This is a genomic window from Mycobacterium sp. IS-1496 (genome assembly GCF_001499995.1).
Classification (GTDB): Bacteria; Actinomycetota; Actinomycetes; order Mycobacteriales; family Mycobacteriaceae; genus Mycobacterium.
In genome coordinates this window covers 157,640-169,303 of record NZ_LQIU01000045.1, presented here as the reverse complement: position 1 = coordinate 169,303, position 11,664 = coordinate 157,640, and the positions used below count along the sequence as shown (strand labels likewise).

Genomic DNA, 11,664 nt, shown 5'->3' with positions numbered 1-11,664 from the left:
GAGCGCGGGTCCGACTAATCGCGGGCAAGGCGGGCATTCCCCGCGTATGGCCACACGACTGACCGAACGATTCGACGAGGCGCTCGCCTACACATCGGCGTTGCACCGCACGCAGCGGCGCAAGGGTGGGGAGGTGCCCTACGTGGGGCATCTGCTCTCGGTGGCGGGTCTGGTGATCGAGGCGGGCGGCAGCGAGACCGAGGCGATCGCCGGTCTTCTGCACGACGCGGCCGAGGACCAGGGCGGGGAGCAGACGCTCGACGAGATCCGGACCAGGTTCGGGGCGGAGGTCGCCGACATCGTCGAGGAGTGCAGCGACACGATGGTCACGCCGAAGCCGCCGTGGCGGCAGCGCAAGGAGGACTACATCGCCCATCTGGGCAAGGCGTCGGACGGCACCATCCTGGTGTCGTTGGCCGACAAGCTCGACAACGCGCGGGCGATCCTGCGGGACCTGCGCCGGCTCGGGCCGCCGCTGTGGGAGCGGTTCAGCACGGCCGATCCGCAGGACCATCTCTGGTATTACAGGTCGCTGCTCGAGGTGTACCGCCGGCGTCGTGAGAGCTGGCTGGTCGACGAGTTGGCCCGGGTGATCCAGGATCTGGAGCAGGAGATCGGCCCGCCGGTCGCCGCGACGGTCTAGTGCCGCCTAGATCCGGACCGGTAGCCCGCCGGTGAGCGCGGACGGCCGGCATATCGCCGCGACGCCCACCACCGACACCGCCGCCACCCCGAAGGCGACGAACACGTTCACCGCATCGGCCGCCCCGCCGAGCACCGCCGCCGCGATCGGCCGCGACCCCAGGAACCCGACCAGCCACAGCGCCATGATGCGGCCGCGCAGTTCCTCCGGCGCCCGCTCCTGCACCACCGTGCTCAGGCCGGTCATCGCCCAGCCGAAGCCCAGACCCGCCAGCGCGAACCCCGCCACCGCCACCGGCGTGACCGTCCCGAACGCCAGCACCGCGCACCCGGCGCACAGCAGCCACAACCCGACCGACGACACCCACCCGGCCGCGATCCGCCCGCGCAGCAGCGCCAGCACCGCCATGCCCAGCGCCGCGCCGATGCCGAACACCGCCGACAGCGCCCCGACCAGTCGGGTGTCCCCGCCGAGCGCGTCGGCCATCGACGGTGTCAGCGTGATCGACGGGTCCGCGGCGAACCCGACCGTCGTCACCGCCAGCAGTGCCAGAAACAGCGGTTTGTCGTGCCAGACGTACTTCAGCGCCGCGCGGACCCGGTAGTCCGCGCCCTCCCGGCGCACCGGGGGAGCGGGGAACCGGACGACCAGCAGGAATATCGCGAAGATCAGGTGCAGACCCGCGCTGACCGCGAATCCCTCGGCGTATCCGAGGTGCGCGGCCAGGTAGGCGCCGATCACCGGGCCGATCATCCGGCCGATCGTCATCGGGATGCTGTTGAGCGCCATGGCGGTCGACAGTTCGCCGCTGCGGATCAGGTTGGGCACGATCGACTGCATCGCGGGCCCGCCCACCACGAAACCGATCCCGACGAGCAGGGTGCCGAGCAGCACCGCCGCCGCGGCCTGTTCCTCGGTGATGGCCAGCCACACCGCGATCGACCCCGAACCGACCAGACACAGCAGGCGGCCGAGCAGGATCTGCCGCGCCGGGTTGCCGGTGTCGGCCCACTTGCCGCTGGTCGGGCTGAAGATGAGCTGCGGTCCGAACTGCACGACGCCGACCAGGCCGACCATCAGCGCCGAACCGGTCGCCTCGTACATGACGATCGCCGAGATGATGCCGTGCGTCCACACCGCGACGATCGAGAACATCTTGCCCCAGAACAGGGCGCCGAACACCGGGTCGAACATCAACCCGAGCGCGCCGCGGGCCTGCGGCGGCGCGGTGGCCTGTGCGGTCATGCCCGCACCCCGCGTTCGAAGTCCACGACGAGCCGGTCGAGCAGTCCGACCAGTGCGTCGACGTCGGTGTCGGGCCAGCCGGACACCACGTCGGCGACGATCTCGCGGCGACGGTCGGTCACGGCGGCCAGCGCAGCGCGCCCGGCATCGGTCAGGACCAGCACGCAGCGGCGCTGATCGTCGGGGGCGAGGGTCTTGGTCAACAGCCCGGCGGCGACGACGGATCCGACGGTCCGGCTGGCCGTCGAATGTTCGACGGCCATGTACTCGGCGACATCGCCGATGGATGCCCCGCGCCCGCCCGTCTCACACTGCTCGACGGCGCGCAGGACCCGCAGCGTCGAGACCGTGGTCGCCGGCTCGGTGTGGTCGAGCAGTTGCCGCCGCCACTCGGGCCGCTGCCGGATGACGTGGATCCGGGTGAGCAGCTCGTCGAGATGGTCGTAGCGGGAGGGCGGCACGGTTATATGCATAGCACATGCATATAACCGGATACCAAGTCCGAACTGCGCTTAACCGGGTCTCGGCGGTGGTACTCCCCGGACGTGGCAACGTCGTCAGGGTTGATCGCCGTCGGCAGCGGACCCGCCGGGCTCAGCGCGGCCGCGGCGTTCCGCGAGCGGCACCCGCACCTGCGCGTACAGATCCTGACCGCCGACCCCGCGATGCCCTACGCCAAGCCGCCGCTGAGCAAAGACTTCCTCTGCGGTCGCGACCAGAACGTCGACCTCCACACGCCCGACTGGTTCGACAAGAGGCGCCTAGAACTCGTCCGCGGCATCACCGTCGACCACATCGACCTCGACGCCCGCGAGGTGATCACCCGCGGCGGGCGGCGCTACCCGTACTGGAGTCTGGTGCTCGCACCCGGCGCCACGCCCGTCCCGCTCGACGTGCCCGGCGCCGCGAACGCACTGCGGCTGCGTTCGCTCGCCGATGCCGTCGCCATCCGCATGACCGCCCTGCAGGCCCGCACCGCCGTGGTGATCGGCGGCGGGCTGATCGGGTGTGAGGCGGCCGCGTGTCTGGCGGCCAACGGGATCGCCACGACGATGGTGGCCGGCGAACCGGTGCCGCTGCAGCGCCGGTTCGGCCTCGACGCGGGTGAGCGCATCGCGAAGCTGTTGTCGGACTGCGGCGTCCGATTCACCGGCCCGGTGCGCGTCGTGGAGGTGCGTGACGACGGTGTGACCCTCGACGACGGCGGTGCGCTCGACGGCGATCTCGTCGTCGCCGCGACGGGGGTGCGCCCGGACGCCCGGTTGGCCGAGGCGGCGGGGATCCGGACCCGGGCCGGGCGGATCGTCGTCAACGAGCACATGCACACGTCAGCGCCCAACGTCTTCGCCGCGGGCGACGTCGCGCTGGCGTTCAACGTCGCCGCGGGCAGGTCGATCCCGACCGAACACTGGCGCGACGCCGCCGATCAGGGCGAGATCGCCGGCGCGGCCGCCGCGGGATATCCGACCGCCTGGGCGAAGGTGCCGGGGTTCCACTGCGCGATCGGCGAGGCCCGGCTCAAGTACCGCGGCTGGGGCGTTCCGTACGAGCACAGCCGGCTCGTCGACCACCGCGACGGCTTCACGGTCTGGTACGAGGCAGGCGGTGAGGTGGTCGGGGTGCTCAGCCTCAACGCCGACGACGACTACCGGCTGGCCGCCGATCTGGTGGGCACCCACTCGCCACTCCAAGTGGGCTGAGCGCGGGACATGAGCGCCGCTCGCGCGCGCGACCGGACGATTCGTAGGCTGCGCCACGGATGTGCGCGAATGTGCAACCAGCCCAGCCGTTGTATCAGTTCCTCGGTCTCGAGCCGCTGCACCCCTGAGTAGCTCTCGAGGTGGTCGTCGGATTCGAAGCTGATGCCGACCTTCGCGAACTTCCAGCCCATGGCGATGCGCGCCGACCAGAGCTTGTCCTCGAGCGAGATGCTCGTCGTCGGTCTGGGTAGACCGGCGTCCATCAGGAACAGCCGGATCATCGACTCCTCCCGCGACTGGGCACCGCCGTCCATCAGCTCGACGGCCTCCCGAGCCGCCGGCATCCCGCGCATCCCCGGGTAGCGGGCTGCCAGCGCCTGAACCTCTGCGGCCGTCACACCCGACGCGGCCGCCAGAGCGTCGAGCACGGTCACGGCCTCGACCCGGGGCAGACGGCGGCCGAGATCCAGAGCGGTGCGGGCCGGAGAGGTGACGAGGAGTTCGGCTCCGTAGTGGCGGATCTCGTCCGGGCCGATGCGTTCGTCGTGGATCGCGACACCGTGCACGGGCTTGCGGTGCTTGCCGATCACCTCGATGTCATGGTCTGTCAAGGCCCAGTACACGCCGTGCAGATGGGCGGCCGCCCGGCCGGCGATGACGCCCTTGCGTCCTGTCCAGAGGAACGCGGCCGCGGTCCTCGCGGCAGGTGTGCGGGTCGCGCCTCGGGGCAGGTAGATGTTCGGGTGGATAGCGGTGTAGTTCCACCGCAATGCCGCCCGCGTCAGCCGTCCGGCGGCGATCTCCTCGGAACCCACGATCGGGAACATGCCGCGATGATGGCCCGCCTCACCGACAAGCCCGCCGGCTCTGAGGAGGGAGTGGCTATTCCGATGCTGTGCTCGGTTTCGACCCCAGGGCTGTGGTTTCGCGGGTTGGCGGGAAATCGACAGCCGTGGTGTCGACAACGGGCGTAGGGCGCGTGCGGCTATGCCGACCTAGAGCCAGTCGCGGCGTCTGAACATCACATAGAGGATCGCGACCAGCAGCAGGATCAGTACCGAACTCGTGACGAACCCCGCGACCGTCTCGATCCCCGGGTAGATGACGTTCTGGCCGTAGAACCCGGTGATGGCCGTCGGCACCGCGATGATCGCCGCCCAGCCGGTCAGCTTCTTCATCACCATGTTGAGCCGGGCGTCCTGTAGGGACAGATTCGTCTCGAAGACGGTCGTGATCATGTCGCGCAGCGACTCGGTCCACTCCGACGCCCGCAGCACGTGGTCGTAGAGGTCGGCGTAGCGCGGGTCGAGCTCGGGCGAGGTCTTCGCGTCGAAGCGGCGGTGCTGGATCGAATTGACCACCTCACGCATCGGCAACACCACCCGCCGCAGGTGCACGAGGTCCTTACGCAGCTGAAATGTCCTGCGCTGCAACCCACCCGGCAGCTTCGCGTCGGAGAACAACGCGTCCTCGACCTCCTCGATGGCGTCGTCGAGGTCCTGCACCGCCGCGAAATGGCCGTCGACCACCGTGTCGAGCAGGGCGTGCACGAGGGCGCCGACGCCGAATTCCTGGCCGCCGAGTTCGTCGAACCGCTCGGAGACCGCCTCGATGTCGAAGTCCGGCGACATCCGCACGGTGATCAGCCCCCGCGGCAGCACGAACCCGGAGATGCGGTGAACAGCCAGCGTGGAGTCGGTGTCGCTGTCCGGTTCGTGGGTGTCGACGCTGTAGACGGTGAAGAACGTGTGCGTCGGATAGACGGTGGCCTTGGTGCGTTCGGATTCGGCGACCGCGTCCTCGACGGCCCACTCGTTGAGGCCCAGTTCGTGGGCGAGGTCTTTGAGGATGGCGTGGTCGGAGGCGTAGACGTCGGCCCAGACGAGGGTCCCCGGTTCGGCGAGGTAGTCGGAGATCCCGGCGAACTCGAACTCGTCCTGCGGTTCGCCGTTCCGCCATACCCGCCCACGGACGTCACTCACGGGCCCCATCTTGTCAGGAGAACGTTATGTGACGTGCATCACTTCGGGCGTAGCCTGGAGTATCTCTCGAAGAAAGAAGGATGCGATGAAGGGCGCGCATCACGATCCGATCGATCACGCACGGACCTACCAGCCCCGCGCGGGCGAATCGTTCATCGACACTCTCTGGTTCCCCGGGCTGGTGTTGATCGCGCTCGGCGTCATCGGGCTGGCGGCCATCGTGGCATCCGCCGCGTATGGGGAGACCAGCCTGGTGCTCCCGCTCGCGTTGGTCACCGGCGCGGTGGTCACCGCGGGCGGCGGCCTGATCGCGCTCGAGCACCGCCGCGTGCTGCGCATCGAGCGGCTCTGGCGCAGCCAGCACCCGGACGCCACGCACCGGCCCGCCGCTTAGGCGAGGCGCCCCAGCAGGCCGTGCTCGAGGGCGTACAGGCTCGCCGCGACGCGGTTGGACACCCCGATCTTGGCGTAGGTGCGCTCGACGTGGTTGCGTGCGGTTTTCTCGCTGATGACGAGCCTCGCCGCGATCTCCCTGTTCGTCGCCCCCTGCGCCACCAGACACAGCACCTCGGCTTCGCGGGCGGTCAGCGCACCGGATCGCGCCCTGGGCCGGGCCGGTTGGCCCGCGGCGTGGAGCACCGCGTCGGCGGCGGCCGGATCCAGTCCGCCGTCGCGCACCCGCTGCCGGACCCGGCGCGCCGCGTCGCCCGGCGCCATCTGTGCGCGGTACGGCCGCGGCTCGCACGCATCCTGAAAGGCGACGGCGGCCGCGAGCACCCGATCGGGCGTGGTCAGCTCCCGCGCACCGAGCCCGCGTGGGTACCCGGTGCCGTCGAGACGCTCGTGGTGGTTCGCCGCGACGGATGCCACCTGGGCGAGCCCGGGCACCTGGCGCAGGATCCGCTCGGTCAGGTACGGGTGCAACCGCACGCGCTCGAACTCCGCCGTGCTCAGCGCCGAAGCCTTCGACCACACCTGGTTCGACACCCCGATGCGGCCGACGTCGTGGACGTGGCCGGCCCGGCGCGTCAACGCCACCGCCTCGGTGTCGAGACCCAGCGCGGCGGCCGCGGACGCGGCCAGTGCGGCGACCGCGCGTGAATGTCCCGCGGTGAAGGGGCATTTGAGATCGACGAAGTCGCCGAGCGCGATCAGCAGTGCGTCGAGGCCGGGCGCGTCGAGCCGGTCGTGGCGGTCCGGTGCCTGTTGCAGCGCTGTGGTCCACACCGACGTCGGCATCGTCAGCACCGCGTCGGGGTCGGCGACGAACGCGTCCACCACAGCCGGGTCGAACTGGCCGCCGCGCCGGCTGCGGGCCATCGCGACCGCACCCTCGACGCCGTGCTCACGGTGATGCACCTCCACCAGATCCGCGAACTGGGCCACCCGCATCTCGATGGGGATCGCGTCTCCGGCGGCGCCGCCGGGCAGTCCGCCGCCGTCGAACCGTTCGAAGGTGAACCTGAGCACCCGCTGCACATCGCCGTCGAGGCCGATCCGCTCGGCGAGCGTCGACGCCGACGCGCAGTGGGAATGGATGAGCCGCGAGATGTTGCCGCGCGCATCGGCATACAGCGCCGCCGCGGTCCGCAGCCGCTGCAGCAGCGGTTCGCCGTGGGCGATGTTGGCCAGCAGGAACCGCTGATACGGCAGCCCGGACCAGTCGACGAGGTACGACGCCCGCCGCACCGCGATGTCGTCACCGAACCACCGCGCGTACTCGTGGGAGTCGGCATGGCAGCCGATCCACATGACCAGCGTCGTGTAGTACACGCAATCACGTTGCGCGGGGGAGAGTTTCAAGCGGTCGGCGAGTCGGGTGGCGATCAGCGCCGAACGCAGCATGTGCTCGGCGGGCTGGCCGAGGCCGAGGTCGATGGCCACCGACAGGGCCGCGAGGACTTCCGCACGTGTCGGGAGCCCCGCGGCCTGCGGGCGACTGGTCACGACCTGATTGTGCGCCGTCGTCATGGCCTGGTCATCAGGTCAGCGAAAGCCGGTCAGCGTCGCGGTGCCGGCGGGTGTCGAACGGGTCGAACAGGCCCTGGCCGACGACGCAGATTCCCCGCTGCGGCAGCCGGAAGTCGGCCAGCCTGGCCTGCTGTGGCAGTGGTCCGGTCGGCCCGAGATCCTCGCCGCGCACTGTCGCGGTGGAGTCGGTGACCAGCCATACCCGCTTCGGGCCGATCCGGAAGTGCTGGCCGTTGGACGCCGTGCCCGTCAGCCGGATGCTGCCCGCCCCGAGGACCGGGCCGACGACCCGGCCGAGCAGTCCGAGCGCCGCGCGGTTGGTCCACGTCCGGGCGGGCAGGTGGGTGCCGACGGCCGTGAGGGCCTTCGTCGTGGGGGTGGCGGTGATGTCGACCCGCCACCGCAGGACGTCGGGGATCGAGATCTCGAGCGTCCACGGTGTCGTCCACGTCGCGGTGATGTCGCAGACGACGGGGTCGACGGTGGTGGCGGAGCTGAAGTACCGCGAACAGCTCTGTGCGCCGGGCGTGGTGGCGTAGAACGTCCACACGCCGTCGGGGGTGCGGTGCCACACCGACAGGTAGGCGGGGGAGAACGACGTCGCGGGGAAGTCGCGGTAGGCGAGGTAGTGGCCGCTGGTGAAGGGCAGGCCCATCACGCCGAAGCCGACGACGCGCTCGTCGTCACCGTCGGGAAGGGGTTGGGTCGCGGTCGCCTGGGCGGCCGCCTGGGGGGTGGGTTGTGTGTTCATGCCACCGATGCTGCGGCGGGGAACCCGCGGCGGGCATGGGGCATTCGCCTCATTTCCCGTAGGCCCTACGGGCGGAAGCCCGCCAGCAGCGCGTGCACCCCGAGTTGCCACCGCCGCTCGACCGAGCGTGCCGTCGTGCCCAGCCAGCAGCCGGCCTCCTGCACCGCCAGCCCCTTGGCCAGCGCGAGCAGGACGTGCGCGATGTCCACCGCGTCGCCGGCTAGGGCTCCCTCGTCGAGACACCGCTGAATACGGTCGAGGAAGGTGTCACGCACCGCCTCGCCGGCGGCCAGTTCCTCCGGACCCGGGTCGAAGTCGGCGAACGGCCGGGAGAACATCACCTGCGCCAGCCTCGGCGAGTCCAGGCAGAAGTGACGGAACGCCGGCACCAGCGCCTCGACGTCGGCCACCGGGTCGTCGGTCACCGGCGTCTGCGCCAGGTCGCGGCCCAGTCGCCGGAACCCCTCGAAGAAGATCGCCCGCACCAGCCCGGCCTTGTCGTCGAACAACTCGTAGACCGCGGGCACCGACGTGCCCGCCCGCTCGGCGACCCGCCGTGTGGTGAGCCGGGCGACGCCCTCGTCGTTGAGCGTCGCGACGGCCACCTCCAGCAGCCGGTCCCGCAGTTCGGGGGTGCGCTGCTTGGCGCGAGGCATGGACGCCCTAGCCGCCGAACTCCGTTGCCAGACCGTCGATTCCGGCGCGGATCGCCTGCAGCGCATGGTCGCGGGCCTTGAGCTTGCTCGCGACGTGCGCGCTCAGGTGCAGCGTCGAAGCCGCCTCGGCCGCGACCTCCTGCGCCCGCGTCAGCACGGCGTCCTGCTCCACCACCTCGTCGAGCCAGCCGGCGGCGATCGCGGCGTCACCGGCGAACGTCGCGGCCATGGAGATGCCACGCTGGAACGCCGCGGGCGTCAACCGCATCCGCATCAGTTCGATCGCGCTGATCGGCAGCACCATGCCGATCGCGACCTCGTTGGCCTGGCAGCGCGACCGCGGTGAGCCGATCCGGACGTCGCCGGACAGCAGCAGGAACGAACCCATGGCGATGGCCGGTCCGGTCGCGGCCATGATCACCGGTTTCGGGAAGGTCAGGCAGCGCACGGCCAGTTCGAACCCGCCGGTGAGCATGCCGAGCGCGGCCTGCGCGTCCCCCGAGGCGAACACCGCCAGGTCGAACCCGCCGCTGAACAGCTTCTGATTGCCCGCCAGCACAACGGCTTTGGAGTCGTCCTTCTCGGCCCGGTCGAAGGCCTCGTTGAGGTTGGCCTGCATGGTCGGTGAGAGGACGTTGGCTTTGCCGTCGTCCATCGTGACGGTCGCGACGGATTCGGTCAGGTCGTAGTTCACGGTGTCGCTCATGCGGGCGACGTTACGTAACGCTGTTACGAAAGCCAAGATGTTGGCCAGATTCCGTCGATATGTGACGATCTAGCCACTCGTCGCGGAGGTCGCGGTTGCGGCAGGCTCACCGCATGACGCATTCGTGGGATCTACCGGATACCGAAGTCTGTTCCGCCGCATTGCGATTGGTGCTCGATGTGTCGACGCCGTGCATCGCCAACCACACCGTCCGCAGTTACCTCTTCGCCCGAGAACTGGCCTCGGCCAAGGGTCTGCGCGGCGGTACCGACTACGACGACGAACTCGTCTACCTCACGTGCGTGCTGCACGACCTCGGCCTCACCGCCCACGGCGACGGTGATCAGCGCTTCGAGGTCGACGGGGCCGACGCCGCAGCGGGGTTCCTGCGTGAACACGGCGTCGACGGCGCCCGGGCAAGGACGGTGTGGGAGGGCATCGCGCTGCACACCAGTGTCGGCCTGGCGGACCGGTTCGGCGCCGAGCAGGCCGTGTCGTTCGGCGGGATCTCGCTCGACATCAACGGTGTCGGCCGGCAGCTGCTGTCGCCCGGCTTCGTCGACCGGGTGAACGCGGATTGGCCTCGCCACGATCTCGGCTATGCGATCGCCGACCTGATCGCTCGCGGTATCGCGGCCAATCCGCGCAAGGCGCCGCCGTTCACGTTCCCCGCCCACGTGCACGAGGTGCTCAACGGCGGTTCGCTCACCTTCCTGGACATGGTGAAGCACTCGGGCTGGGGAGACGAACCCGTCGACCGGTGACGCGTCAGGCGCCGCGGTGGTGCCTGCCCGCCGTCCGCGACGCCCCGTTGTGCAGCGGGACGCCGTTGCGTTCGATCCACGGGAAGTCCAGCACCGTCGTCTCGTCGTGTTCGCGGGTGCGCCATCGGTCCTGAGTCTCCCTGACCGCGTTGGTCATTCGGTCGATCTCGGCCCGCAGCACGTCGGGGCGGGTCTCCTTCGACGCGTACTGGAAGTACGTCAGCACCGTGCGCAGCAGTTCGAGCTTCTGCTTCTCCTGGCGCGCCAGGTCGTGGGAGGTCATCAACTCGAGGCGCTGCACGGGCTGCAGCGTCGCCCAGTCCAGGACCACCCGGCTGGTGTGCACCCTGCGGCGTCGCGACGCGCGGCCCGCGCGGCGGGACTCGTCGTGGAACGTCACCACACCGTCGAAGCGTGAGCGGATCGACCCGCCGAGTTCGTTGCGGTCGATCGCCGAATCCCACACCGTGCGCCATTCCTGCCCCGGCGCGAGGACCGGGAGCTCGTCGGGCAACTCGAGTTCGACGACGTCGGGGGTGCCGTCGGCGCGGTCCTCGTAGCGGGCCACCGTCGGTGGGTAGGTGAACTCGAACCGGATGTCGTGCGCGGCGGTCCGGCCGTAGTTGCGGACCACGAGTTCGATGACGTGCCAGTCCGCCGCGTGCGGCTCCATGTACATCACGACGTGCGGGGCGAGTTCGTGGGCGCGCAGGTCGCGGCTTCGGCGGAGATGCCGGGAGACGTAGATGAGCGCGACCACGCCGAGAACCAGGGCGGCCCAGGTCGCGACGGCCAGCCAGCCCGCGGACCCGATTCCGGTCAGGTCCCGCCAGCGATCCTCGATCCAGTCCACCGCGCCCCCAACAGGTCCTCGTGCGCTGGGGGCAGACTACCGTTCGCTGACGAATCCGCAGCAACGAGATGCGAGCGGCCGTCGCGCCATAGGTCCAGATCACCGGGGCGATAGCCGCTCGCGCGGAGAACGTGACGATAGTTGCGGAAAATGCGGTTCGACGAAAAGCGCCTATTCGACTGACAACTGTGCGTGAACACGTTTCAGCCACCATTTTCGGATATTCGATACGCGGGCCGCTGACCGCCATTGCGTTTCGTTAACGGGATATGTGAAGGTGCGGAAGTCTTGTCGGCACCGGCAGCGGCCACGCCGAACTCCGCAGATCCTTTCGCTTTCAAAGTATCGTGAAAAGTCCGGAAATCGACTTCTTACTCGTTACAAGACGAATCT

13 protein-coding genes are annotated in these 11,664 nt (G+C 69.8%); 4 read left to right on the top strand and 9 right to left on the bottom strand.

What is annotated here, in order from left to right:
- Positions 1-46 precede the first annotated feature (46 nt).
- Positions 47-643, top strand: a complete 597-nt coding sequence (locus AU195_RS20495) for an HD domain-containing protein (RefSeq protein ID WP_059160874.1) — start codon at positions 47-49, stop codon at positions 641-643.
- 6 nt (positions 644-649) lie between these two features.
- Here the strand turns inward: AU195_RS20495 and AU195_RS20490 are convergent, their stop codons facing one another.
- Both AU195_RS20490 and AU195_RS20485 read right to left on the bottom strand, forming a co-directional pair.
- A complete protein-coding gene (locus AU195_RS20490) occupies positions 650-1,888 on the bottom strand; it encodes an MFS transporter (RefSeq protein WP_059160873.1) in 1,239 nt (412 codons plus the stop codon).
- The gene (locus AU195_RS20485; protein ID WP_059160872.1) at positions 1,885-2,361 is read right to left on the bottom strand and encodes a MarR family winged helix-turn-helix transcriptional regulator; all 477 of its coding nucleotides are present in this window, start codon (positions 2,359-2,361) and stop codon (positions 1,885-1,887) included. The genes AU195_RS20490 and AU195_RS20485 overlap by 4 nt, the downstream gene beginning before the upstream one ends.
- A 72-nt stretch (positions 2,362-2,433) precedes the next feature.
- Between AU195_RS20485 and AU195_RS20480 the strand changes: the two genes are divergently transcribed.
- Positions 2,434-3,588 carry an NAD(P)/FAD-dependent oxidoreductase gene (locus AU195_RS20480; RefSeq protein WP_059160871.1) on the top strand — a complete coding sequence of 385 codons (1,155 nt, stop codon included), beginning with the start codon at positions 2,434-2,436 and terminating at the stop codon, positions 3,586-3,588.
- Here AU195_RS20480 and AU195_RS20475 read toward each other — a convergent pair.
- Both AU195_RS20475 and AU195_RS20470 read right to left on the bottom strand, forming a co-directional pair.
- Positions 3,534-4,415 carry a hypothetical protein gene (locus tag AU195_RS20475; protein WP_059160870.1) on the bottom strand — a complete coding sequence of 294 codons (882 nt, stop codon included), beginning with the start codon at positions 4,413-4,415 and terminating at the stop codon, positions 3,534-3,536. The genes AU195_RS20480 and AU195_RS20475 overlap by 55 nt on opposite strands.
- A gap of 168 nt (positions 4,416-4,583) precedes the next feature.
- Complete coding sequence (locus AU195_RS20470; protein WP_059160869.1) at positions 4,584-5,579, bottom strand: magnesium transporter CorA family protein; 996 nt, start codon at positions 5,577-5,579, stop codon at positions 4,584-4,586.
- A gap of 76 nt (positions 5,580-5,655) precedes the next feature.
- On the opposite strand from AU195_RS20470, the gene usfY reads away from it, so the two are divergent.
- Entirely contained in the window at positions 5,656-5,964 is a 309-nt protein-coding gene (usfY, locus tag AU195_RS20465; protein ID WP_059160868.1) for a protein UsfY, read from the top strand.
- Here the strand turns inward: usfY and AU195_RS20460 are convergent.
- From AU195_RS20460 to AU195_RS20445, 4 genes are all read right to left on the bottom strand, one after another.
- Positions 5,961-7,541: an HD domain-containing phosphohydrolase gene (locus tag AU195_RS20460; RefSeq protein WP_059160867.1), complete on the bottom strand. Its 1,581-nt coding sequence runs from the start codon at positions 7,539-7,541 to the stop codon at positions 5,961-5,963. The two genes, usfY and AU195_RS20460, sit on opposite strands and share 4 nt — an antisense overlap.
- 10 nt (positions 7,542-7,551) lie before the next feature.
- Positions 7,552-8,292: a hypothetical protein gene (locus AU195_RS20455; RefSeq protein ID WP_059160866.1), complete on the bottom strand. Its 741-nt coding sequence runs from the start codon at positions 8,290-8,292 to the stop codon at positions 7,552-7,554.
- Between the two features lie 65 nt (positions 8,293-8,357).
- Positions 8,358-8,948 carry a TetR/AcrR family transcriptional regulator gene (locus tag AU195_RS20450; protein ID WP_059160865.1) on the bottom strand — a complete coding sequence of 197 codons (591 nt, stop codon included), beginning with the start codon at positions 8,946-8,948 and terminating at the stop codon, positions 8,358-8,360.
- Positions 8,949-8,955: 7 nt separating this feature from the next.
- Positions 8,956-9,654 carry a crotonase/enoyl-CoA hydratase family protein gene (locus AU195_RS20445; protein WP_059160864.1) on the bottom strand — a complete coding sequence of 233 codons (699 nt, stop codon included), beginning with the start codon at positions 9,652-9,654 and terminating at the stop codon, positions 8,956-8,958.
- 113 nt (positions 9,655-9,767) lie between these two features.
- Between AU195_RS20445 and AU195_RS20440 the strand changes: the two genes are divergently transcribed.
- On the top strand, positions 9,768-10,418 hold the full coding sequence (locus tag AU195_RS20440) for an HD domain-containing protein (RefSeq protein WP_059160863.1): 651 nt from the start codon (positions 9,768-9,770) through the stop codon (positions 10,416-10,418).
- Positions 10,419-10,422: 4 nt separating this feature from the next.
- Here the strand turns inward: AU195_RS20440 and AU195_RS20435 are convergent, their stop codons facing one another.
- Positions 10,423-11,271 (bottom strand): DUF8453 domain-containing protein, encoded by an 849-nt coding sequence (locus AU195_RS20435; protein ID WP_216636403.1) that lies wholly within the window; start codon positions 11,269-11,271, stop codon positions 10,423-10,425.
- Positions 11,272-11,664: the final 393 nt, after the last annotated feature.

Coding starts and splice junctions, on each gene's coding strand:
- AU195_RS20495 (WP_059160874.1), top strand. CDS start 47: ATGGCCACACGACTGACCGAACGATTCGACGAGGCGCTCGCCTACACA.
- AU195_RS20455 (WP_059160866.1), bottom strand. CDS start 8,292: ATGAACACACAACCCACCCCCCAGGCGGCCGCCCAGGCGACCGCGACC.
- AU195_RS20460 (WP_059160867.1), bottom strand. CDS start 7,541: ATGACGACGGCGCACAATCAGGTCGTGACCAGTCGCCCGCAGGCCGCG.
- AU195_RS20475 (WP_059160870.1), bottom strand. CDS start 4,415: ATGTTCCCGATCGTGGGTTCCGAGGAGATCGCCGCCGGACGGCTGACG.
- usfY (WP_059160868.1), top strand. CDS start 5,656: ATGAAGGGCGCGCATCACGATCCGATCGATCACGCACGGACCTACCAG.
- AU195_RS20440 (WP_059160863.1), top strand. CDS start 9,768: ATGACGCATTCGTGGGATCTACCGGATACCGAAGTCTGTTCCGCCGCA.
- AU195_RS20450 (WP_059160865.1), bottom strand. CDS start 8,948: ATGCCTCGCGCCAAGCAGCGCACCCCCGAACTGCGGGACCGGCTGCTG.
- AU195_RS20485 (WP_059160872.1), bottom strand. CDS start 2,361: ATGCATATAACCGTGCCGCCCTCCCGCTACGACCATCTCGACGAGCTG.
- AU195_RS20490 (WP_059160873.1), bottom strand. CDS start 1,888: ATGACCGCACAGGCCACCGCGCCGCCGCAGGCCCGCGGCGCGCTCGGG.
- AU195_RS20470 (WP_059160869.1), bottom strand. CDS start 5,579: ATGGGGCCCGTGAGTGACGTCCGTGGGCGGGTATGGCGGAACGGCGAA.
- AU195_RS20445 (WP_059160864.1), bottom strand. CDS start 9,654: ATGAGCGACACCGTGAACTACGACCTGACCGAATCCGTCGCGACCGTC.